Below are 23257 nucleotides of genomic sequence, written 5' to 3'. Positions count from 1 at the left end.
AAAAAACCGCCAGCCGTTAACGGATGGCGGTTTTTGTGGCGCCCTGTGGTCTGCCGGCTGGGTGCGAGTCAGCGCCGTGGCTCGGCGGCAGCGGCCAGCAGGTTTTGCACGCCCTGCCAGCGCGCCTGCATACGCGGTAGCAAAAATGCCCGCAGCGCCTGCGCCAGCGTGCCGGACGCGCGGCGGTCGGCGCAGATCAGCCATAGCGGCGCCGCCTCGCCCTGCCAGTGGGGACACAGCGGCAACAGCCGGCCGGCAAGCAGGTCGTCGGCCACGTCCAGCATCGACTTGTAGGCGATGCCCTTGCCGGCCAGCGCCCAGCGCCGCACCACATCACCGTCGTCGGCCATGCGCTGGCCAGGCAGCGTGATGCTTTCCTGTTGCCCGTCGCGGTCAAACGACCACTGCTGATGCAGGCTATCGCCCAGCATGTAGCTGAGACAGACATGACCATTCAGGTCGGCCGGCGTACGGGGCGTACCGTGGCGTGCAAGGTAGTCAGGAGCCGCACACAGCACGCGGCGGTTGTCCGGCAGCAGGGGCAAGGCCACCAGCGAGGAATCGGCCGGCGTGCCGTAGCGGATGGCCAGATCCACCGGCTGGCGATACACGTCGGCCAGCCGGTCACCCATCTGCAGGCGCAGCGACAGTTGCGGATGCTGCACCAGGAAATCGTCCAGCCACGGCAACAGCACGTTGCGGCCAAGGTCGGAGGGCAGCGACAACTGCAGCAGGCCGCGCAGCGCCGCCTGACCTTGCGCCGCCTGCTGTGCCGACGCCCACAGCGCCAGCATCTGCTGCGCCTGCGGCAGGAACTGTTCGCCCTGCGGGGTGAGCCGCAGATGGCGGGTGGAGCGCACGAACAGGCGCGCGCCCAGCTCCGCCTCCAGCCGTTTCAATGCGGCACTGGCCGCCGCCGGCGTCAGCCCCAGCGCGTGCGCGGCGGCGGTCAGACTGCCGGTTTCGGCGGTACGCACCATGATGTCGAGAGGATGCAGTGCTTTCATATTCAAATTTTATTTGATAGTTATGCAAATCATACGCTGTTTATCAAATAAATTTTCACAAGCATGATGGCACGCACACTGACAGCAAGGAGTCATCATGCACATCGCCGATCTGGTCCAAACCCGTTACACCACCAAATCCTTTGATCCGTCATTCCGCCTGACTGCCGTACAAGCCGCCGACATCGAGAGCCTGCTGCGCTTCAGCCCGTCGTCCACCAATGCCCAGCCGTGGCACTTCGTGCTGGCCGACAGCGCCGAGGGCAAGGCGCGTGTCGCGCAGGCGACGCAAGGTTTCTACAGCTTCAATGAAGGCAAGATCCTGAACGCGGCGCGGGTGGTGGTGTTCTGCACCCGCGCCCAGCTGGACGACGCCCATCTGGCCACCCTGCTGGAGCAGGAAGACCGTGACGGCCGCTTTGCCAATGCAGACATCCGCGCCGGCCAACACCGCGGCCGCAGCCACTTCGTCAACCTGCACCGCTACGAACTGCGGGACGCCGCGCACTGGATGGAAAAACAGACCTATCTCGCCGCCGGCACCCTGCTGCTGGGCGCTGCCGCCATGGGGCTGGATGCCTGCCCGATAGAGGGTTTCGATCAGCAGGCGCTGTCCGGGGCACTGGATCTGCGGGCGCAAGGGCTGGTGCCGTCGCTGATCATCGCGCTGGGACGCCGTGCTGCCGACGACTTCAACGCCACACTGCCCAAGTCGCGGCTACCGGCCGCGCAGACCATCACCCGCCTGTAAGGCTTTGCGGCCAACCCTGCCGCAAGGTTGGCCGCATTGCCCTAGCCCACCACCTGCAGGCTGGACTGCCCCAGCCCGCTGCCCTTCTTCACCACGATCTGCACCGCGATGCGCTGCTGCATGCCCGTCACGTGGCTGATGACGCCGATGGATTTGCCACTGGCGTTGATGCTGTCCAGCGCGTCCAGCGCCACTTCCAGCGTGTCGCCGTCCAGCGTGCCGAAGCCCTCATCGAGGAACAGCGAGTCGATGGAGGTCTTGTGGCTCACCAGGTCGGACAGCGCCAGTGCCAGCGCCAAGCTGACCAGAAAGCTCTCGCCGCCGGACAGGGTGCGGGTATCGCGGGTGGCGTCGGCCTGCCAGGTGTCGACGATCGCCAGTTCCAGCTCGCCGCCGACCTTGCGCTGCAGCAGGTAGCGGCCGTGCAGGCGCGCCAGATGGCGGTTGGCGAGGTGCATCAGGTGATCCAGCGTCAGCCCCTGCGCAAACTTGCGGTACTTGTCGCCCTCTTTCGAACCGATCAGGCTGTTGAGCCGCTGCCAGATGTCGGCATCGGCGCTGTGCTGCTTGATCTGCAAGAACAGCGCCTGCTGGTTGTCGCGGCGCTGCGCGTCGTCGTGCAGCAGCGCCTGCAACGCGCCCTGCTGGCCGGACAGCGCCTGGCGCTGTGCATCCAGCGCCGCCAGTGCGGCGTCCAGCTCGGCCAGCGACAGCGGGCTAAGCGCCTGTTGCTGCAGCGATTTCAGCGCGGAGAGTGCGGTTTGCCGCACCGCCTGGCTGCGTTGCAGCGCCTGTTCCAGCTGTTGCTGCTGCGCCTGTAGCCGCTGGCGCTCCTCCGCCGGCAACAGCGCCTGCAGGAAGGCGGCCGGATCGGCAAACGGGCTGGCGGCCAGTGCGGCCAACCATGCCTGTTCGGCGCGCTCGTGCTGCTGCTGTTGCGTCTGCCGATCGGCCGCCAGCTGCGCCTGCTGCCCCTGCAGGCTGGCAATCTGCGCCATCAGCTGCTCCACTTGCGCGGCGAAGTGCGCCAGTGCCGGCTCATCGCCGGCGACCGCGTCGCTGTCCGCCGGCGCGGAGGCGGCCAGCTTGTCCCAGCGCGCCTGCCAGCCTTGCGCCACCGTGGCGGCCTGTTCGCTGCGCGCCTGCTGTTGCAGCAGCGCGCCCTGTTGCTGCTGTTGCGCCTGCTGCTGCGCCTGCCAGCGTTGCCAGTCGAGCTGGCGGGCGGCCAGCCACGCCGCCATGTCGTCATCGGTGGCAGACCCGTCGGCGCTAAAACCGGCGGCGGCGATGGCCGCGGCCAACGTTGCACCGGCCTGTTCGACGTGTTGCGCGGTGGCGGCCAGCTGGCGCTGCAGCTCGGCCACGCCTTGTTCCGCATGCGCCTTTTCCTGCAGCAGCAACTGGTGCTGCTGGCCGGCTTGCTGCAATTGCGCGGCCTGCTGTGCCTCTTGCTGACGGGCGGTGGCCAGGCTTTGCTGCGCCAGCTCCGCTTGTTGCAGCGTGCGGTTGAGGGCGACGTCGTGCTGCTCGGCGCCGAGCAGCCCTTGCTGCAATGGTTCCTGCTGCGCCCAGCCGCTGTCATCCAGCCCCAGCGGCGCGGCCTGTGCCTGCCAGGCGGCTTGCGCTTGCTGCCGGTTGTCGGCCAGGGTGTCCAGTGCGCCCTGCAGCTGGACAAGGCGTTCTTCCAGCTTGACCAGCTCACCGTTGACGGCGCGGCCCTGCTCCTCCAGCAGCTGCAGCGCGGCTTCCTTTTCCTGCAGCGCGCGGGCGGTGTCGGAGACGGTCAGCGCTTGATAGGCGTGAATGCCGGGGTGTTCCAGCGAGCCGCACAAGGGGCAGGCCTCGCCCGGCTGCAGCGCGGCGCGGTGCGCTTCCAGGCTCTGGATACGCTGTTCCAGCAGCAACAGCCGGCGCTTGTCGTCCACCTGCTCCTTCAGCGTACGGTAGTCCTGCCGCAAGCCGTCGCGCCGTGCTTGCTGCGCCGCCAGCTGCTGACGGGCATCGGCCAGCGCGCCTTGCAGCTGCGTGTCTTGTGCGGCGTGCTGGCGCAGCTGGCTGGCCAGCTGGCCCAGCTGCCGCCACGATTGCAGCTGTTGCTGGCCAAGTTGCCAGCGCTCGCGCAGGCTGGCCAGCGTCTGGCCCTGCAACAGCTCGGCCGCCGCGTGCTCGGCCGCTTGCGTGGCGTGCCGGCTTTGCTGGTGCTGGATAGTCGCGTGCTGCAGCGCCTTGTCCAGCTCGCCCAAGCGGCGCTCGGTGGCGGCCAGCCCGTCCTGCTGCGCCTGCCGCTGGTTTTGCAGCTGTCGCAACGTCTGCTGCGCCTGTTGCAGCTGCTTGTGCTCGCTGTGCCAGCCGCTGAGGCGTTCACCCAGCACCGCAAAATGGGCGTGCTGCGCCAGCCACGCCTGCCGAGCCTGCAACTCCTCCTGCAGCACCTGGCACTGCAGCCGGGCGCCGGAGGCCAGCGCGGCGGCGATGGCCGTGGCCTGCCAGTGGGCGGCGACCGACTGCTGCCGGCTGTCGGCAAGCTGCGCCTGCAAGCTGTCGCCGGCCGCCCGGGTTTGTTGCTGGCGCGCGGCGGCGTCCTGCCAGGCCTGATAGAGCGGCTGCAGCGCCGCCGCCGGCTCGCTGTGCTGCAGGCGCTGCAAGGTTGGCCGCGCCTGCTCGATCGCCTGCTGCGCCGCCTGCTCGGCAAGCTGCGCCTGCTGCTCGGCCAGTTCGGCCTGCGTCAGCTCATGCCGCCACTGGCGCAGCACCTGCGTCTGCTGCTGTTGCTGCTGCAATGCGGCCAGCTGCGACGTCAATTCCGTGGTCTGCTGCTGCATCGTCTGCCGCTGCGCTTCCGGCAGCAGCTCCACGCCGTCGGCGCGGGCCTGCAATTGCTCCAGCGCCTGCTTGGCATCGCGCGCCTGTTCGAACACGCGCTGCGAAATCTGGCCGTAGATGTCGCTGCCGGTCAGCTCTTCCAGCAGCTCGGCGCGCTCGTTGGCGCTGGCATTCAGGAATGCGGCAAAACCGCCCTGCGCCAGCAGCATCGACTTGGTAAAGCGCGCGAAATCCAGCCCGGTGATCGCCTCGATGCGCTTCAGCTTGTCGTTGATGTGGGTGGTGAGGATGGTGCCGCTGGCGTCGGCCAGCTCCACCTTCGGCGCCTGCAGCTGGCCGTCGGCCTTGTCGCGCGCGCGGCGCTGGCTCCAGAACGCGCGGTACAGCTGGCCCTTGACCTCGAACTCCACCTCGGCCAGGCAATCGGCGGTGTGGCGGCTCATGATCTCGTTGCTGCTGGCGGAGATGGTCTTCAGCCGCGGCGTTTCGTGGTACAGCGCGAGACAAATGGCGTCCAGCAGCGTGGATTTGCCGGCGCCGGTGGGGCCGGTGATGGCAAACAGGCCATTGTCCTTGAATGGCGGCCGGGTGAAGTCGATCTTCCACTCGCCTTGCAGCGAGTTGAGGTTCTTCAGGCGCAGGGTCAGTATCTTCATGCCTCGCCCTCCTGCAGGCTGGCGACAATGTCGCGGTAACACGCCTGCAGCTGTGCGGCCAACGTTTCGTCCAGCGTTTCCAGTTGCAGCCGCTTGTCGAACACGTCGAACGGCGTCAGCTCGTCCAGTGTCTCGCGCGCAGCGGCCTGCAGCGTGGCCGCGGCATTGCCGCGCTCGCGGCGGATGCGCAGCACCTCGACCGGCAGCTCGGCGGTGATGCTCTGGATGCGCGCCTGCAGATCGGACAGGTAATCGTCACCCTGCACCAGCACCTCCAGCCACACCGGCTGCACGGCGCTGCCCAGCGTGGCGGCCTCGGCGATGGCGGCGGTCAAGGTTGAGAGATCCCCCTTCACCGACACCAGCTGCTGGAAGCGCGGCACCGGCAGCGGCGTCACCCCCAGCAGGCCGATGGCGTCCACATCCACCAGCAGCACCTGCTTCTGCTGGCCGGCTTCGTCGAAGCTGAGCGGGATCGGCGAGCCGCTGTAGCGGATGTGTTCCAGCCCACCCACCTGCTGCGGGCGGTGGATGTGGCCCAGCGCGATGTAGTCGGCCGGCGGAAAGGCACTGCTGGGAAACGCTTCCAGCGCGCCAACGTAGATCTCGCGCACCGATTCGCTGGCGCTGGCGCCGACGGTGGTGAGGTGGCCGGTGGCGATGATGGGCAGCGGCAACTGCAGCGCGTCGCGCCGGGCGCAGGCCAGCCGGTACAGCGCCTGATAGTGCTGGTGGATGGCCTCCTGCAGCGTGAGCTGCTTTTCCTCGGCGCTCTGTCCGGCCTGGCTTTGCATCACGTCGCGCGGACGGATGAACGGGATCGCACAGACGATGGCGCCGGGCATGCCGTCGCGCTGCGGCAACACCAGCACCTGCTGCTCAAGGTCGGCCTCCACCGCCGGGATGACGTGGGTGCCCAGGCAAGTCAGCAGCGGCCGGCTTTCCGCCAGCGTCGCCACCGAGTCGTGGTTGCCGCCCAGCAGCACGAGCGCGGTGCCGCTGCCGTGCAGCGCCACCACCAGCCGGTTGTACAGCTCGCGCGCGTAGCTGGGCGGCGCACCGGTATCGAACAGGTCGCCGGCGACGATGACGGCGTCGACGGCGTGCTCGCGCACTTGCCGCAGCAGCCAGTCGATGAAGGCCTGATGCTCTGCCTGGCGGGTCTTGCCCATGAAGTGCTGGCCGAGGTGCCAATCAGAGGTGTGAAGAATGCGCATGAGGGATACGGGAGCGGTGGCAATGTGGCCGATTGTAGCAAGCCCGCCGTGCCGGCAGCATGGCGGCAGACGGATTGCCCGCCTGCCGCCAATTTATTCAGGATCAGGCACCGGCCTTTGCCACTTGCGGGGCAGCCGCTACCGGCACCCGCTGCAGCCCCCACACGTTGGCCGCAATAATCAGCAACACGCCCAGCAGCTGCCAGCCATCCAGCAACCGGCCGTAGGCGAGGTAATCCACCAGCAGCGCCACCACCGGGTAACTGAAACCGAGCAGGCCGATCCAGTGGGTGGGCAGCTGGCGGAAGGCGGCGTACATGATGATGTACATCAGCGTGGTGTGCACCAGCCCCAGCGTGGCCAGATAGCCCCAATGGCTGCCGGCCACCCACAGGCTGGCGTTGTCCAGCAGCGGCCACAGCAGCAGCACGCCGGTCAGCGTCTGCACGCAGGCGATGTGGGTGGGCGCCAGCGTCTTCGGCAGCTGTTTGCTGATCAGCGTCACCACCGCGTACAGCATGGCGGCGCCCAGCGCCAGCAGGATGCCCAGCAGCCCGCCGCCGGCACCCTGCCCCGGCTGCACGATCAGCAGCATGCCGGCAAACGCCACCGCCACCGCGGCCAACTTGCGCACCGTCAGCGCCTCGCCCAACAGCAACCGACCCAGCAACAGCAGCCAGAACGGCTGGGTGTGATACACCACGGTGGCGATGCCGATCGAGCTGTAGTGATAGGCGTTGAACAGCAGCAGCCAGTTGCCCACCAGCGCCACGCCGCCGGCAATGCACCACAGCAGGCTGGCCCGGGTAAACGGCCACGTTTGCCACAGCCCGCGCCACCAGGCGTACAGGCCCAGCCCCAACGCACCCAGCACGCAGCGCACGAATACCACGTTCCAGACCGGCTGCCCCGACTGCAGCACGAACCAGCCGATGGTGCCGGACAGGGCCATGGCGGCCAGCATCTGCAGCACGCCGGTGCGTAAATTTTGTTGTGTCATGATCAGGTTCTCCTTGCAGGCTAGTGTGCTACAGCATACGCAGCTCGCGCAGCCGGTTGAATGGGCTTTGCAAGGCAAAAACCGCCTGCTACCTTGTAAATATCGCCAAATCGACAGGATTGCCTGCAATGAAAGACTGGATCGACGTGCAGCTGGTGGGGCTGCTGCAACAGGACGCGCGGCAGAGCATTGCCGAGCTGGCTCGGCAGCTGAAGATGTCCGGCCCCAGCGTGTCGGAACGGCTGAAGCGGCTGGAGGAACACGGCGCCATTCGCGGCTACACGCCGGAGCTGGACTGGCCGCAGTGGGGCTACACCCTGCAGGCCATCGTGCGGCTGCGCCCGCTGCCGGGCCAGCTCAAGGCGCTGGAGGCGCGCCTCGTCGCCACGCCGCAGTTCACCGAGTGTGACAAGGTCACCGGCGAGGATTGCTACATCGCCCGCCTGCTGCTGCGCGACATCGGCCAGCTGGACGAGATCCTGGACGGCTTTGCCGAGCTGGCCACCACCGCCACCAGCATCGTCAAGGCCAGCCCGGTGCTGCGCCGGCTGCCGCCGCTGCTGCCGTAGCAGAACGCAGCCACGCAAGGTTGGCCGCAGCGCGTATCGCTCAGTCGGAGACGGGATGAATCTCGATGCCGAGCGCGCGCCCAAGGCCCGCCGGCTGGATCAGCAGATCGGCCAGGGTGTGGCGTGACAGCTCGCCGTAGAAGGCCTCTTGCGCGGCGTGCAGCACGCGATACAGCCGACAGCACGCGGCAATGCGGCAGTGCGAGTGCTGCGCGTCGAAACACTCGACCAGCACGTTGTCTGCCTCCGCCGCCCGCACCAGCTGGCCGAGGTTGACCTGCTGCGGCGCGTGCGTCAGGCGCATGCCGCCGCCCTTGCCGCGCACCGTGGTGAGATAGCCCTGCTGCCCCAGAAAATGCACCACCTTGGTCAGGTGGCTGGCGGAAATGTCGTAGGCGTGGGCGATCTCGCCGATGGTCACCAGGCGCTCGCCCGCCAGCGCGCTGTACATCATTACCCGCAGGCAGTAGTCGGTAAAGGCGGTCAATCGCACGGTCGGGACCATTCCATAGTGTTGTTCAATCCGGCGGCTTATGCAGTCGGACTCGGGCCGCCATTCTACCCTGCCGGCCAGCGCCCGGTTGCGGCGGTTTGCGTCACGCCGGCCTGCCGTTGCGGTAAAAGCCGGCCGGAAACGCGCGTTCTTGATGCGCCTCAAGCGAATGGACTTTGCTCGATAACATTCATTTTCTATGAATGTTATCGGGTATAAGATTCATCTCAGACGAATCTTATACCCCCTCAAGGAGCATCACCATGGCTTTCACCGTCAAGAACAATATCCGCTGGGTCGGCAAACAGGACTGGGAGCTGCGCGAATTTCACGGCAGCGAATACAGCACCCACCGCGGTTCCAGCTACAACAGCTACCTGATCAAGGAAGAAAAGATCGCGCTGATCGACACCGTGTGGGCGCCGTATGCCGAAGAATTCGTCGCCAACCTGGCAAAAGAAGTCGATCTCGGCGCCATCGACTACATCATCGCCAACCACGGCGAGATCGACCACAGCGGTGCCCTGCCGGCGCTGATGGCGCGCATCCCCGACACCCCGATCTACTGCACCGCCAACGGCGCCAAGTCACTGCGCGGCCACTATCACCAAGACTGGAACTTCAAGATCGTCAAGACCGGCGACAGCCTGGATCTTGGCAACGGCAAGCAGCTGGTATTCGTCGAGATGCCGATGCTGCACTGGCCGGACAGCATGGCCACCTATATGACCGGCGACGCCGTGCTGTTCAGCAACGACGCCTTTGGCCAGCACTACGCCAGCGCGCAGATGTTCAACGACCAGTGCGACCCGGTCGAGCTGCAGGAAGAGTGCATCAAGTATTACGCCAACATCCTGACCCCGTTCAGCGCGCTGGTGACCCAGAAAATCCACGAAGTGCTGGCCTTGAATCTGCCGATCGACATGATCGCCACCAGCCACGGCATCATCTGGCGCGACAAGCCGACCCAGATCGTCGAGCAGTACCTGAAATGGGCTGACGACTACCAGGAAAACCAGATCACCCTGGTCTACGACACCATGTGGAACGGCACCCGCATGATGGCCGAGGCAATTGCCGAGGGCATCCGCAACGCCGATCAGGATGTCGTGATCAAGCTGTTCAACCTGTCCAACAGCGACAAGAACGACGTGCTCACCCACGTATTCAAGTCCAAGGCCATCCTGGTCGGCAGCCCGACCGTCAACAACGTGATGCTGCCGCACGTCGCCGCCCTGCTCGAAGAAATGACCGGCCTGCGCTTCAGGAACAAGGCGGCGGCGGCCTTCGGCACCCACGGCTGGAGCGGCGGCGCGGTGGAACGCATCGCCAAACGCCTGGACGACGCTGGCTTCCGTGTCCTTAACCAGGGCATCGCCGCGGAATGGCGACCAACCGACGATGCGCTCTCGCAGGCGGTGCGCTTTGGCGAGGCCTTCATCGGGCAGCTGGGCCAGCGCGAGCCGCTGGCGGCGAGTGATACCGGCAGCTGTGGCAGCGGCAAGATGCGCTGCAAGACCTGCTCGTGGGCCTATGACCCGCAACAGGGCGAAGCCTCGCAAGGCGTGGCCGCCGGCACCGCCTGGCCGGATGTCGCGGAGAGCTTCCTGTGCCCGGTGTGCTTCATGGGTAAGAGCGACTTTGTTCCCGCGTAAACAACCGTCCCCGGAGATTCCTGATGAAAAAACCCCTCGTCATCATCGGTAGCGGCCACGCCGGCTACACCCTGGCCCGGGCGTTCCGCCAGCTTGATACCAGCACCCCCGTCATCATCCTGACCCAGGACGGCGGCGAGCAGTATCCCAAGCCACAGCTCAGCCACGGCTTCGGCCGACAAATGGCAGCCGAGCAGCTGGTGCAGCAGCACGCCACCGCCGTCGTCGCCGAGCTGAAAATCATGGTGCGCCCCAATACCCTCGTCACCGCGATCGACTTCGACGCCAGACTCGTCCACGCCGGCGACGCGCGCATCCCCTACAGCGACCTGGTGCTGGCGGTGGGCGCCGAGCCCTTCGTGCCGGCCATACGCGGCGACGCGGTGCAGGACATCCTGACCCTGAACAACCTGGAGCAGTACCGCCGCTACTTTGCGCAGCTTGAGCGCAGCGAGCGCGTGCTGGTCATCGGCGGCGGCCTGATCGGCACCGAGATCGCCCACGACATCGCGCGCCACAAGCAGGTAACGCTGGTGGACATCGGCAGCCGGCTGCTGGAGCGGCTGGTGCCCGAGGTGGTCAGCCAGCGCCTGCACCATGCCATGGCGCCGGTGACGATGCGTTTCGGTACCGCAGTAGACCGCATCGACCGCGCGGCGACGGGTTACCACGTGAAGCTCAGCAATGGCGAAACCCTCAGCGTGGACGCCGTGATCTGCGCAGCGGGGCTGAAACCGCGGCTGGAGCTGGCCGGCGGGCTGGCGACAGGGCGCGGCATCACCGTCGACCGCTATCTGCGCACCTCGCAGGCCAATGTCTATGCGCTGGGCGACTGCGCCGAAATCGAGGGCCAGATCCTGCCCTACCTGCAGCCGATCACGCTGTCGGCGCGGGCACTGGCCAGCACCCTGGCCGGCACGCCGCAGCCGGTGCGCTTCGGCCCGCTGCCGGTGGCGGTGAAAACGCCGCACTATCCGATCCAGCTGGCGGGCGTCACCCACGGGCCGGCGCTGGACTGGCAGATCAGCGAGGGCGACGACGGCCTCACCGCGCTCGCCCATCGCGACAGCAAGCTGGTCGGCTACGTCACCACCGGCAGCCGCAACGGCTTCAGCCTGCTGCCTAGCCTGGCCGGCTGAACCGGTCGCGCCGGAGCGGCCGGGGCAGACAGCGTGCCGGCCGGCGGCTGGCGTCCTGCCCCAGGCCAACATTGCCCGCAGGCAAGCGGCAAAAGGTTGGCCGCAATGGCGCACCGGCAGGTAGCCACTACCTCGCTGCGCCCACCCGGTAGCCGGTACTGGCAAAAGCAGACTCATTCACTAAGATGCAAACACACCAGCTTCTGGTGACACGCTCCGCATTCCTCTCACCACCAGCAAGAGGTACGCAATATGAAGACACTGCAAGCATCCGCCAGACCGGCAACACCGGCCTGGCTGGCCGTCGTGGTGATGGCCGCCAGCCCGCTGCTGGCCAGCGCCGGCGACCTGTCCGCCACTTACCGCGGCAAGCCGGTGCCCTTCGGCCAGGGCCAGGCGCACACCGAAGTCCGCACCGACGCCGCCGGCAAGGCGGTCGCCGTCAGCATCGTGTTCAGTGAACAGGCGCTCGCCGGGCTGCCGGGCGCCGCCATGGCACCGGCCTACCTGCTGCGCATGCCGGCCAAGGGGCCGCGCACGGTAGTCGACCACGTGGTCATCAACTGGGAAGCCGTCGGCCACCCGCCACCCAAGGTCTACGACGTGCCGCATTTCGATTTCCACTTCTATCTGGTAAAACGGGCGGAGACGATGAAGGTGCATTTCAACAGCGACGCCGAATCGGCCGATCCGAGCCAGCAACCGCCGGCCGAGCTGCTGCCCGCCGGCTACATCTTGCCGCCGGGCACGGCCGTCCCGAAAATGGGCGTGCACGCCATCAACCCCCAGGCGGCGGAATTCCAGCAACCGCCGTTCACCGCCACGCTGATCTACGGCTACCACAACAAGAAGCAGACCTTCATCGAGCCGATGGTGTCACTGGCTTTTCTGCAGTCGAAGCCGGTATTTTCCGCACCGGTGGCGCGCCCGGCCCGCTACAGCAAGAGTGGCAGCTACCCCGCCGGCTATCGCGTGAGCTACCGCCCCGACAGCCAATCGTACGAGGTGGCACTGACCGAGCTTCAATGACGGCGCCCCTGGCGGGCGGCGGACGACACCTGACGCGGCCAACCCTGGCCGCTTTTCTTTTGTCCGCCACTTGACGCCGCCCTGCCTGCTGCGGCACAAACAGCGCCTTGCTTGAGAGGCGACAGATGAACCACCTGCAAACCATTTACCACCTGCAACCGACGCCGACTGCGCGGGTGCAGCAGCGGCTGGCGGTGCGCGGCATCGTGGCGCGCGGACGCGAGCTGTTGCTGCTGTATACCGGCCGCTACGACGACTACAGCCTGCCGGGCGGCGGGGTGGAGGCAAACGAGGACCACGCGCTGGCGCTGGCACGCGAGCTGGCAGAGGAAACCGGCGCCCGCGATGTCCGCATCCTGCGCCCGTTCGGGTTGATCGACGAGTTCCGCCCGCCGCGCGGCGACTACGACGTGCTGCACATGCTGTCCTACTGCTATGTGTGCCGCATCGCGGCCACGTTGGCCGCACCGCAAATGGAAGCCTACGAGATCAACAACCGCATGCAGCCGCGCTGGCTGGACGTGGACGCCGCCATTGCCCACAACCAGGCGGTGCAGGCGCGCGGCGCGGCCGGCATGGGGCTGTCTATCGTGCGCGAGACCGCGCTATTGCGGCGCATCGCCCAGGCGCTGGACGCCGGCGAGCTGTAAGCGCACGGCACACAGCCCGCGCCGCACCGGGGTGCGCCCGCGTTGCCGGATTGAAGGGCCGATGGCCAGACGGGCACGCCGCAACGGCCACTGCCTGCCCGCCTGCCATCACCCATCGCATACGGTCGCTTAGTCCACCGGGATCATCAGGTGCTGGTAAGGCGTACCCGGCCACATCACGTACGGCACGCTGGTATCCGGCGTGGCACTCTTGGGGTACATGTCATAGAACGCCGGCTCCGCGCCGACGATCATCACGTGCGGCCCGGTCTTGACCCAGTGGTTGCCGGCATCCGGCTTCGCCGCGTACGGGTCGGTATTGCTGGCATCGGTGCCCCCCGACAGCATGTACATGAAACCGATCTGGCCGGCGACCGGTGTGGTGTGGCCAATCCAGGCCATCGCCCACGCCATCGCCGCCTTGTCCATGCACATCGGGTCCGGGCCGGGGGTGGCCGGGTTGTCCGGCATGCAGGTGAAGCCGTTACTGCCCTGGCGCAGGGTGCGCATCTTGCCGTCGGCCTCCATGGCGACGACGGTCGCCGCGGCGCTGACCTTTTTCGGGGCGGCGCTCATCGCGCTCTTGATCATTTGGGTATCGCTGGCGGCCATCACCGCCGGCACCTGGCCGATGACGGCGAGCGCCATGGCGATGGTCAGACAACGGTGTGTCAAGGTCGATGTCGACATGATCACTCCTTCTTGCAATGCAACGGGTGTCTACCCGGCTGCCGCAATGTCTGCGTATGACACCTGGCGGGTGAGAACAAGGCGGCAAGCTGTCGCTGTTGCCCGCTGACAGCCGGGAGCGGGCAAACACAAGGCGCGGCAGCACAGCCGGTGTGCCCTAAGTGTAGGAGACGGCCCGGCAACCGCAACCGGCGGCCGGCCGGGCGCACCGGGCAAGCACCCGCTGCGCCGGCGCGGCTGTTGTACCCACGGCACGGCGCGCGCCCTGCCGTACCACATATGCAAATTGTATTGCTTGATCTCGGCCAAAATGACGTTGATTAAGGCCATGCCCGCACAATGCCGATGCTATGCTAGGTGGCTGTCTGCTTGCCCCAACCGCTTTGCCAGGAACCCCCGCACGTGCACAGTCCCACCCTTGTCGCCATTGCCGCAATCCTCATGGTCGTGATGACCCTGATGCTGGCCGCTGCCTGGCGCTTCAACCCGCGCATCGCCGGGCTGGGCGCCTGGACGCTGTCCTATTTCTTCGGGCTGCTGGTCTGCGTCAACCTGCTACTGCGCGCGGTGGCGCCGGAACTGCTGCTGGTGCTGCTGGCGCAGCTGTCGGCCTACCTGATGGCGTGGCTGAACTGGGTGGGCACCCGTGCCTATGTCGGCGCCGCACCGGTGCCACGGCGCTACGGCGTGCTGGGTGCCGCCCTGCTGCTGGCGGCCGCGGCCTGGTTTACCGTGGTGCAGCCGGAGCAGACGACCCGCTTCACGCTGATGAGCCTGGTGGTGGGCACGCTGTTCCTGCTGTGCGCACGCACCATCGCCCAAGGCCGGCTGCAGGATCACCCTGCCCGCTACCTGTACGCGCTGGCCAGCGGCGGGCACGGGCTGTTCCTGCTGCTGCGCCCGTGGCTGTTCCGCGTCGGCAACCACGGCCTGTTCGACGCGCAGCACGCCATCGCGGTATCGCACCTGGTGGTGGTGGAATCCATCGTCGCCATCGTGCTGATGGCGTTCGGCATCGTGATGCTGGCCAACGAGCAGGTGACGCTGGAGTTGCGCCGCATCGCCGACCGCGACCCGCTGACCGGCGTGTTCAACCGCCGCGCTTTCCTCGCCCTGCTGGACAAGGGCAGCCACTACGCCGAACGCATGGCGTTTCCGCTGTCGGTACTGCTGATCGATCTGGACCACTTCAAGAAGATCAACGACAGCTGGGGCCACCAGCTCGGCGACCGTGCGCTGCACCATTTCGTGACGGTGGTACAAGCCTGCCTGCGCGATGGCGACGTGACCGGCCGTCTCGGCGGCGAGGAATTTGCGATTTTCCTGCCCAACGCCCGGCTGGCACAGGCCGAAACCATCGCCAGCCGCCTGCGCAGCGCACTGGAAATGCAGCCGCTGCGCCACGGCGAGGCCGCCATCGCTCTGACCGCCAGCATCGGCGTGGCGCAACGCCAGCCGCAGGAAGCGCCGCAAGCGCTGCTGCATCGCGCGGACGAGGCGATGTATCTGGCCAAGCACAAGGGCCGCAACCGCATCGAACTGGCCGCGAGCAGCCCGCCACCTGCCGACAGCACAGCGGCGCCGGCACTGCCGTAAGCCGTTGCCGCCTGCGGCCAACGTTGGCCGCAGCCGTCGCGGCGGAACCATAGCCCGCCGCCGCGGTCTGTGACACACCGGCGCCAAAGTGGCGGCCGGCACCATCAACAAGGAGAACAGCCATGCAGTGCCCGGTTTGCAAGGATACGACGCTGGTGATGAGCGAACGCCAGGGGATCGAGATCGACTACTGCCCGCAGTGCCGCGGCGTGTGGCTGGATCGTGGCGAGCTGGACAAGATCATCCAGCATTCGCTGGGCAATATGGCCGCCGCCACTGCCGCGCCACAAGCCGCGCAGCCGGTCGCAGCACAGACCACCCAGCCCAGCTACCCGCCACGCCAGCCGCAGCAACAGCCCTATCAACAACAGCCTTACCCACAGCACGACAAGTACGGCGACAACCGTCACTACAAGCGCAAGAAGAGCTTCTGGGAAGAACTGTTCGATTAAGCAGCGGCAACGGATAGCTCTGCGGCCAACCTTTGAAGGTTGGCCGCGTTGTTTTTGCGCTTGCCGCCCGGCCGCCGCACACAACCGAGCCAGCCCCGGACTCAGCCCGGCAACAGCCGCAGCAGCTGGCCGTTGTCCTCGTCGGTGAGCAGGTAGATGAAACCGTCCGGGCCTTCGCGCACGTCGCGGATGCGCTGACCAAGGCCGGTGAGCAGCTTTTCCTCGCGCAGCACGCGCGTGCCGGCCAGCTCCAGCCGCAGCAGGTAGCGGAATTTCAGCGAGCCAAGCAGCAGGCTACCCTGCCACGCCTTGCCGTAGCGCGTGCCGCGCACGAAGGCCATGCCGGATGGCGCGATCGACGGCGTCCATTGCCACAGCGGCTGCTCCATACCCGCCTTGCGGGTAAGGCCGGCGCCGACCGGGCCGCCGCCGTAGTTTTCGCCGTAGGTGATCACCGGCCAGCCGTAGTTCTTGCCGGCCTCGGGGCGGTTCAGCTCGTCGCCGCCCTGCGGCCCGTGCTCGTGCGTCCACAGCCGGCCAGCCGGCCCCAGCGCGGCGCCCTGCACATTGCGGTGGCCAAGGCTCCAGATTTCCGGACGCGCGCCGGCACGGCCGACGAAGGGATTGTCCGCTGGAATGCCGCCGTCCTTGCGCACACGCACCACCTTGCCGTGGTGGTTGTCCAGCGTCTGCGCGTCGGCCATGCGCTGGAAGCGGTCGCCCAGCGTCAGGAACAACATGCCGTCGGCGGCCTCGACGATGCGGCAGCCGAAGTGGGCGCGGCTGCTGAATTTCGGCTGCTGGCTGAACAGCACCTTCACCTGCTCCAGGCGGCTGGCGTCGTCCGCCAGCCGGGCGCTGGCCAGCGCGGTGGAATTGCCGTAGCCGCTGGAGGCCGGCTCGGCGTAGCAGAAGTACAGCGTGCGGTTGCGGGCGAAGTCGCGGTCGGTGATCAGATCCAGCAGGCCGCCCTGCCCGGCGGCGTCGATACGCGGCAGCCCGGCCAGCGGCTTGCCCAGCTGCCCACCGGCACTCACCAGCCGCAGGCGACCAGGGCGCTCGGTGACCAGCATGCGCCCGCCATCGATGAACGCCACCGCCCACGGGTGTTCCAGTCCGCTGGCGACCAGCTCCGCCCGCGGCGCGGCCTGCGCCGGATTGGTCAGCGCCAGCAGCGCCAGCGCCCACGCTGGCCATCGTGCTTGCTTGCTCATGCCTGTTTCCTCCACGTTGACGACGCGCTGCGGTCTACAGCAGGCGGTAGCCGACGCCGGTTTCGGTGCGCAAAAAGCGCGGCTGCGCCGGATCGGCCTCCAGCTTTTGCCGCAGGTGTGCCATATAGATGCGCAGATAGTGGCTGTGTTCCACGTAGCCGGGGCCCCACACCTCCTGCAGCAGCTGGCGGTGGGTCAGCACCTTGCCGCGATGGGCCAGCAGCGTGGCCAGCAGCCGGTATTCCAGCTGCGTCAGGTGCAGCGGCTCGCCGTCGCGGCTCACGCTGCGGTTGGCCAGGTCCACCGTCACCGTATCGCCCAGGCGAACCAGGCTGCCGTTGCCCTCGCCGGCGTCGCCGCTGCGCCGCCGCTGCAGCGCGCGCACCCGTGCCTGCAGCTCGCCGACGCCGAACGGCTTGGTCAGGTAGTCGTCGGCGCCGGCGTCCAGCGCCGCGATCTTGTCGATCTCGTCCACGCGCGCCGACAGCACGATCACCGGCACCTTGCTCCAGCTGCGCAGGTCCAGCAGCAGGCTGACACCGTCGCCATCGGGCAGGCCGAGGTCCAGCACCAGCACGTCCGGCTTGCGGGTGCCGGCCTCGATCAGGCCGCGCGCCACGGTGTCGGCCTCGAACACGCGGTAGCCCTCGTCTTCCAGTGCGCTTCTGACGAAGCGGCGGATGGCGGCTTCGTCCTCGATGATCAGTGCCGTCAGGGCGTGCATCAGGGCAGGTTCTCCAGGTCAAAATCCAGTGCCGGCGGCGGACGCAGCGGCAGGGACAGGGTGAAACAGGCGCCACCGTCGTGGCGGTTGGCCGCGCTCAGGCGCGCGCCGTGGACATCGGCAATGGTACGGCAAATCGCCAGCCCCAGCCCGACGCCGCTGATCGCCGACTCGCGCTCGCCGCGGCTGAAGGCGTCGAACAGCCGCGCCGGATCGCCCGGCGGCAGGCCGGGGCCGCGATCGGCGACGCGCAGCAGGATGCGGCCGTCCTCGGCGGCGGCGCTGATGCGGATAGGGCTGCCGGCCGGGCTGTACTTGGCCGCGTTCTCCAGCAGGTTGACCAGCAGCCGCTCCAGCAGGATGGCATCGCCGTACAGCATCGGGCAGGCCGGATCAATGTCCAGCTGCAGCGGGTGTGCGTCCAGCGTGTTGCCCAGCGCCGCGATGGCGGTGCCAATCACCTCGTCCGCCGGCAGCCAGTCCTGGTGCAGGGTGACGCCGCCCGCCTGCAGCCGCGCCATTTCCAGCAAATTGGTCACCAGCCGCGTGATGCGCTGCGACTGCGCCAGCAGCAGCGCCGCCTGCTCCTGCTCGGCGCGGCCGCCGCGCTGCAGGGCCAGCAGCAGGGTCTCGGCGTTGCCGGACAGCGCGGTCAGCGGCGTGCGCAGGTCGTGCGACAGCGCCGCCAGCAGCGAATGGCGCAGCCGTTCCGACTCCATCGACAGCAGCGTCTGCTGCGCCACTTCAATATAGTGCAGCCGCTCCAGCGTCTGCGCCGCCAGCGCCGCCACCGCCTCGCACAGGCGGCGGTTGTCCGGGTCGGCCAGTGCCAGCACGTCTGGCACCGCCACCACCAGCACGCCGCGGGTGCGCATCGGCGCCTGCAACGGCAGGTACAGCTGCGGTGCATCCGGCAGCGTGTGCGTGCCCTGCCCGGCCGCCTGCTGGTGGTCGAAGCACCAGCGCACCAGCGCCGCGTCCACCGCCAGCGGCGTGTCCGGCAGCGCCTCCAGCTGTTCCTCCGCATCCGGCAGCCACAGGCTGATCTGCGCGTTCAGGCTGGCCTGCAGGAAGCGGCCGGTAATCTCGCCGACCTGCTCCGGCATGAGCGCGCTGCCCAGCTCGCGCGCCATCTCGTACAGGTAGCGAGTGTGCGCCTCGCGCTGACGCGCCTGCGCCGCCGACTGCCGCTGACTGGCAACCAGCTGGCCGGCAACCAGCCCCACCGTCAGCATCACGGCGAAGGTGATCAGGTACTGGATGTCCGACACCGCGAACGACCAGTGCGGCGCGACAAAGAAGAAATCGAACAGCGCCACCGACAGCACCGCCGCCCACGCCGCCGGCGCGCGGCCGTAGCGCACCGCCGCCAGCAGCACCAGCAGCAGGTACAGCATCACCAGGTTGGCCGCATCCAGCACACCGCGCAGCGGTAGCATGGCCGCGGTGAGCGCGAGGCTGGCCAGCGTGGTTTGCCACCAGCCGCCACCGGCACCCGCACGCGGCCAGCGCCAACCGGCCGTGGCGGCGGGCCTGCGTTCGCCGGCGGCCAGGATCAGGCAGTTCAGCTCCGGCGCGCGTTGTGCCAGCTGCTGCTGCAGGCTGGTGCGCCAGAACCAGCGCGGCCGGTTGCCGCGCTGGCTCAGTGCCAGCAGCGACAGATTGTGGCGCCGCGCGTAGTCGGCGATCAGGCTGGCCGGTGCCGGCCCGGCCAGCACCAGCGTGTGCGCGCCCTGCTCCGCCGCCTGTGCCAGCGCCGCCAGCACGCTACTGCGCGCCGCCGCGCCGGCATGGCCGCGATCGACCCACACCGCGTGCCACGGCGCCGACAGCGCGCGCGCCAGCCGCGCCGCCTGGCGCACCGCACTGTCTTCGTCGCCGTGGCCCAGCACCAGCAGCACGCCCAGCGAGGTGGCCCACACCGGCGCGCGGCTTTGCACCTCGCGCTGCGCGCGCATCTGGCCGTCCACACGGTCGGCCAGCCGGCGCAGTGCCAGCTCGCGCAGCGCGATCAGGTTGCCCTTGCGGAAAAAATGGCCGGCGGCGCGTTCCGCCACTTCCGGCAGGTACACCTTGCCGGCGGCCAGGCGCAGCAGCAGGTCGTCCGGCGGCAGGTCCACCAGCCGCACTTCGCTGGCGCGGTCGAACACGTGGTCCGGCACCGTCTCCGCCACCGCCACGCCGGTGACGCCGCTGACCACGTCGTTGAGGCTGTCCAGGTGCTGCACGTTCATCGCGCTGTACACGTCGATGCCGGCGGCCAGCAGCTCGTCGACATCCTGCCAGCGCTTGGGATGGCGGCTGCCGGGTGCATTGCTGTGCGGCAGCTCGTCGACCACCACCAGCGCCGGCCGGCGCGCCAGCACCGCGTCGATATCGAATTCCGCCACCTGCTTGCCGCGGTAAGCGATCTGCTTGCGCGGCAGCACGTCCAGCCCGGCCAGCAGCGCCTCGGTCTCGGCGCGGCCGTGGGTATCGACCCAGCCCACCACCACGTCCAGCCCGGCGGCGCGCTTTTCCTGCGCCTCGGCCAGCATGGCGTAGGTCTTGCCCACCCCCGGCGCGGCACCGAAGAACAGCTTCAGCTTGCCGCGCGGTGCCGGCAGCGCCGCCAGCAGCGCGTCCGGATCGGGCCGCAAATCGTCATCCATCATTCATTGCTCCAGCGTGCCACAAGGTTGGCCGCAACGATTGCGGCCAACCTTGCGGCGGTCAAGAGGGGTGCGGCCGCCGGGGCGGCGGCCGCGATCAAACAAGTGTTAACAGGTCCTAGCCCGCCGCCAGCCTGCGCAGCGCCAGATTCAGCTGTAGCACATTGACGCGCGCCTGCTGCGCGCTGCCGAACCAGCCCTGCTCGCGCTGCGCGGCGATCAGCGCCTCGACCTGCGGCAGCGGCCACTTCAGCTCGCGCGCCACGCGCGGCGCCTGATACAGCGCGGCGGCCAGGCTGATGTGCGGGTCCAGCCCGCTGGCCGAGGCGGTAACCAGGTCCAGCGGCACCGGGCCCTGCTGCCCGGGGTGGGCGGCGCGCAGCGCGGCGATGCGCGCGGCGACCGCCTGTTGCAGCGCAGGATTGCTCGGCCCCTGGTTGCTGCCGCCGGAGGCGGCGCCGTTGTAGGCGCTGCCGCCGGTGGCCGACGGGCGGCTCCAGAATTCTCCGCGGCCGTGGAAGGCCTGGCCGATCAGCGCCGAGCCGACTACCTTGCCGTTTGTGTCGCGCAGCAGCGAGCCGTTGGCCTGTGCCGGCAGCAGCCATTGCGCGAGGCCGGTGACCGCCAGCGGATAGAGCAGCCCCAGCAAGAGGGTGAAAAACAAGAGCAGGGTCAGCGCCGGGCGCAGCACTGCCGCGCGTGGCAGCGTGACGGCGGCTGCGGGATGATAAGTCGTGGTGGCCATAATGGCACTCCTTGGTTACGGTTGCCGGGCGTTGTTGACCGCCCGGCAGCAGGGTCAGACCAGTCCCAGCAGGGACAGCAGCATGTCGATCAGCTTGATGCCGGCAAACGGCAGCAACAGCCCGCCGACACCGTACAGCAGCAGGTTGCGGCGCAGCAGTTCGGCCGCCCCCAGCGCGCGGTAGCGCACGCCTTTCAGCGCCAGCGGGATCAGCGCGATGATGATCAGCGCGTTGAAGATCACCGCCGACAGCAGCGCCGAGGCCGGGCTGGCCAGCTGCATCACGTTCAGCGCGTTCAGCTGCGGATAGGTGACGGCAAACGCGGCCGGGATGATGGCGAAGTACTTGGCCACGTCGTTGGCCAGGCTGAAGGTGGTCAGCGCGCCGCGCGTCATCAGCATCTGCTTGCCGATCTCCACCACCTCGATCAGCTTGGTGGGGCTGGAATCGAGGTCCACCATATTGGCCGCCTCGCGCGCCGCCTGGGTGCCGCTGTTCATCGCCACCGCCACGTCGGCCTGCGCCAGCGCCGGCGCGTCGTTGGTGCCGTCACCGGTCATCGCCACCAGCTGGCCGCGCGCCTGGTAGTCGCGGATCATCGCCAGCTTGTTTTCCGGCGTCGCCTCGGCCAGGAAGTCGTCCACCCCGGCCTCGGCGGCGATGGCGGCGGCGGTCAGGCGGTTGTCGCCGGTGATCATCACCGTCTTGATGCCCATCTGCCGCAACTGGGCAAAGCGCTCGCGGATGCCGGGCTTCACCACGTCCTTCAGCTCGACCACGCCCAGCACCTGCGCGCCCTCCGCCACCACCAGCGGCGTGCTGCCACGGCTGGCGATGGTGTCGACCTGTTGCAGCAGGCTGCGCGGCACGCTGCCGCCCAGCGCCTCGACATGGCGGCGGATCGCGTCGGCGGCGCCCTTGCGGATGTGACGACCGTCGAGGTTGATGCCGGACATGCGCGATTGCGCGGTGAACGGCACGAAGCTGGCGCCCGCCGGGGTCAGCCCGGCGTGCAGGTCGGCCAGCGGCTTGCGGCCAACCTTGGCGTCGTCACCGAGATGGCCGCCGGCGCCGTCGGTCAGCCGCTGCGCCAGCACCACGATGCTCTTGCCTTCCGGGGTGTCGTCGGCCAGCGAGGCCAGCCACGCCGCCTCGGCCAGTGTCGCCTGGCTGACGCCGGCGGCGGCGACAAAGGCGGACGCCTGACGGTTGCCGAAGGTGATGGTGCCGGTCTTGTCCAAGAGCAGCACGTCCACGTCGCCGGCGGCCTCTACCGCGCGGCCAGAGGTGGCGATCACGTTGGCCGCCATCAGCCGGCTCATGCCGGCGACGCCGATGGCCGACAGCAGGCCGCCGATGGTGGTCGGGATCAGGCACACCAAGAGCGCAATCAGCACCGGCAGCGACACCACTTCGCCGCTACCGGCCGCGTTCACGCTGTAGGCGGAAAACGGCAGCAGGGTGACCGTCACCAGCAAAAAGATCAGCGTCAGCGCCAGGAGCAGGATGGTCAGCGCGATCTCGTTCGGCGTCTTGCGGCGCTTGGCGCCCTCCACCATCGCGATCATGCGGTCGATGAAGGTCTCGCCGGGGTTGACGCTGATGCGCACCACGATCCAGTCCGATAGCACGCGGGTGCCGCCGGTGACCGAGCTGAAGTCGCCGCCGGATTCGCGGATCACCGGTGCCGATTCGCCGGTAATCGCCGACTCGTCGACACTGGCGATGCCCTCGATCACCTCGCCGTCGCACGGGATCACGTCGCCGTGCTGCACCAGCACCACGTCGTCACGGCGCAGGTCAAACGACTCCACCATGGCGAACTCGGCACCGTAACGCTGCGGCGCGGCCAGCTTTTTCGCCCACGTCGATTTCTGCAGGCCCTTGAGGCTGGCCGCCTGCGCCTTGCTGCGGCCCTCGGCCAGCGCCTCGGCGAAGTTGGCAAACAGCACGGTGAACCACAGCCACACCGCGATGCTGCCGGTCAGCCACGCCGGCGCCTGGCCGTGGCCCAGCAGCGCCTGCACCCACAGCACGCTGCACAGGATGCTGCCCAGGTACACCACGAACATCACCGGGTTTTTCAGCTGCGCACGCAGCCCGAGCTTGAGAAAGGTGTCGCGCAGCGCCGGGCGCAGCAGTGCGCCGTCCAGCAGCGGCAAGACCATTTTTTTATGATGGGACATATTGTTCTC

The 23257-nt window shown here is 68.1% G+C and carries 19 protein-coding genes; 8 read left to right on the top strand and 11 right to left on the bottom strand.

The window, feature by feature from the left end; all coding sequences use genetic code 11:
• Window positions 1-68 precede the first annotated feature (68 nt).
• Window positions 69-1007 (bottom strand): LysR family transcriptional regulator, encoded by a 939-nt coding sequence (locus tag NOM55_RS02065; protein ID WP_245961074.1) that lies wholly within the window; start codon window positions 1005-1007, stop codon window positions 69-71.
• A 97-nt stretch (window positions 1008-1104) separates the two neighbouring features.
• Here NOM55_RS02065 and nfsB point away from each other — a divergent pair, with 97 nt between their 5' ends.
• Window positions 1105-1758 carry an oxygen-insensitive NAD(P)H nitroreductase gene (gene nfsB, locus NOM55_RS02060; RefSeq protein ID WP_255907286.1) on the top strand — a complete coding sequence of 218 codons (654 nt, stop codon included), beginning with the start codon at window positions 1105-1107 and terminating at the stop codon, window positions 1756-1758.
• A 41-nt stretch (window positions 1759-1799) separates the two neighbouring features.
• Here the strand turns inward: nfsB and NOM55_RS02055 are convergent, their stop codons facing one another.
• The 3 genes from NOM55_RS02055 to NOM55_RS02045 form a co-directional block, all read right to left on the bottom strand.
• Window positions 1800-5237, bottom strand: a complete 3438-nt coding sequence (locus NOM55_RS02055; protein ID WP_255907285.1) for an SbcC/MukB-like Walker B domain-containing protein — start codon at window positions 5235-5237, stop codon at window positions 1800-1802.
• Window positions 5234-6454, bottom strand: a complete 1221-nt coding sequence (gene sbcD, locus NOM55_RS02050) for an exonuclease subunit SbcD (protein ID WP_255907284.1) — start codon at window positions 6452-6454, stop codon at window positions 5234-5236. Before sbcD ends, NOM55_RS02055 begins: the two co-directional genes overlap by 4 nt.
• Window positions 6455-6557: 103 nt before the next feature.
• Window positions 6558-7454 (bottom strand): DMT family transporter, encoded by an 897-nt coding sequence (locus tag NOM55_RS02045; protein ID WP_255907283.1) that lies wholly within the window; start codon window positions 7452-7454, stop codon window positions 6558-6560.
• 128 nt (window positions 7455-7582) lie between these two features.
• On the opposite strand from NOM55_RS02045, the gene NOM55_RS02040 reads away from it, so the two are divergent.
• Window positions 7583-8023, top strand: coding sequence for an Lrp/AsnC family transcriptional regulator (locus NOM55_RS02040; RefSeq protein ID WP_047965499.1), 441 nt, complete (start codon window positions 7583-7585; stop codon window positions 8021-8023).
• 40 nt (window positions 8024-8063) lie between these two features.
• Here NOM55_RS02040 and NOM55_RS02035 read toward each other — a convergent pair whose 3' ends face one another.
• The gene (locus NOM55_RS02035) at window positions 8064-8516 is read right to left on the bottom strand and encodes an Rrf2 family transcriptional regulator (RefSeq protein ID WP_255907282.1); all 453 of its coding nucleotides are present in this window, start codon (window positions 8514-8516) and stop codon (window positions 8064-8066) included.
• A gap of 263 nt (window positions 8517-8779) precedes the next feature.
• Between NOM55_RS02035 and norV the strand changes: the two genes are divergently transcribed.
• The 4 genes from norV (at window position 8780) to NOM55_RS02015 (ending at window position 12989) form a co-directional block, all read left to right on the top strand.
• Complete coding sequence (gene norV / locus NOM55_RS02030) at window positions 8780-10171, top strand: anaerobic nitric oxide reductase flavorubredoxin (protein ID WP_255907281.1); 1392 nt, start codon at window positions 8780-8782, stop codon at window positions 10169-10171.
• A 23-nt stretch (window positions 10172-10194) separates the two neighbouring features.
• Window positions 10195-11310, top strand: a complete 1116-nt coding sequence (locus tag NOM55_RS02025; RefSeq protein WP_255907280.1) for an FAD-dependent oxidoreductase — start codon at window positions 10195-10197, stop codon at window positions 11308-11310.
• 252 nt (window positions 11311-11562) lie between these two features.
• A complete protein-coding gene (locus tag NOM55_RS02020; protein ID WP_120810008.1) occupies window positions 11563-12339 on the top strand; it encodes a DUF5602 domain-containing protein in 777 nt (258 codons plus the stop codon).
• 125 nt (window positions 12340-12464) lie between these two features.
• Entirely contained in the window at window positions 12465-12989 is a 525-nt protein-coding gene (locus tag NOM55_RS02015; RefSeq protein WP_255907279.1) for an NUDIX hydrolase, read from the top strand.
• Between the two features lie 129 nt (window positions 12990-13118).
• Here the strand turns inward: NOM55_RS02015 and NOM55_RS02010 are convergent, their stop codons facing one another.
• Window positions 13119-13679, bottom strand: coding sequence for a hypothetical protein (locus tag NOM55_RS02010; protein ID WP_202902676.1), 561 nt, complete (start codon window positions 13677-13679; stop codon window positions 13119-13121).
• Window positions 13680-14081: 402 nt separating this feature from the next.
• On the opposite strand from NOM55_RS02010, the gene NOM55_RS17395 reads away from it, so the two are divergent.
• Both NOM55_RS17395 and NOM55_RS02000 read left to right on the top strand, forming a co-directional pair.
• A complete protein-coding gene (locus NOM55_RS17395; protein ID WP_255907278.1) occupies window positions 14082-15275 on the top strand; it encodes a GGDEF domain-containing protein in 1194 nt (397 codons plus the stop codon).
• Between the two features lie 122 nt (window positions 15276-15397).
• Window positions 15398-15727 (top strand): zf-TFIIB domain-containing protein, encoded by a 330-nt coding sequence (locus NOM55_RS02000; protein WP_255907276.1) that lies wholly within the window; start codon window positions 15398-15400, stop codon window positions 15725-15727.
• A 101-nt stretch (window positions 15728-15828) separates the two neighbouring features.
• Here NOM55_RS02000 and NOM55_RS01995 read toward each other — a convergent pair whose 3' ends face one another.
• From NOM55_RS01995 to kdpB, 5 genes are all read right to left on the bottom strand, one after another.
• Window positions 15829-16941: a PQQ-dependent sugar dehydrogenase gene (locus tag NOM55_RS01995; RefSeq protein ID WP_255907275.1), complete on the bottom strand. Its 1113-nt coding sequence runs from the start codon at window positions 16939-16941 to the stop codon at window positions 15829-15831.
• A 34-nt stretch (window positions 16942-16975) separates the two neighbouring features.
• Complete coding sequence (kdpE, locus tag NOM55_RS01990; RefSeq protein ID WP_255907274.1) at window positions 16976-17665, bottom strand: two-component system response regulator KdpE; 690 nt, start codon at window positions 17663-17665, stop codon at window positions 16976-16978.
• Window positions 17665-20319, bottom strand: a complete 2655-nt coding sequence (locus tag NOM55_RS01985) for a DUF4118 domain-containing protein (RefSeq protein ID WP_370687852.1) — start codon at window positions 20317-20319, stop codon at window positions 17665-17667. Before NOM55_RS01985 ends, kdpE begins: the two co-directional genes overlap by 1 nt.
• A gap of 115 nt (window positions 20320-20434) precedes the next feature.
• Window positions 20435-21061 (bottom strand): potassium-transporting ATPase subunit KdpC, encoded by a 627-nt coding sequence (kdpC, locus tag NOM55_RS01980; protein WP_255907273.1) that lies wholly within the window; start codon window positions 21059-21061, stop codon window positions 20435-20437.
• A 54-nt stretch (window positions 21062-21115) separates the two neighbouring features.
• Window positions 21116-23248 (bottom strand): potassium-transporting ATPase subunit KdpB, encoded by a 2133-nt coding sequence (kdpB, locus tag NOM55_RS01975; protein WP_255907272.1) that lies wholly within the window; start codon window positions 23246-23248, stop codon window positions 21116-21118.
• Window positions 23249-23257 lie beyond the last annotated feature (9 nt).

This window comes from Vogesella sp. AC12 (assembly GCF_024437575.1).
Taxonomy (GTDB): Bacteria; Pseudomonadota; Gammaproteobacteria; order Burkholderiales; family Chromobacteriaceae; genus Vogesella; species Vogesella indigofera.
Note: the sequence above shows the minus strand (reverse complement) of the source record. Positions and strands in the feature narration are given on the sequence as shown.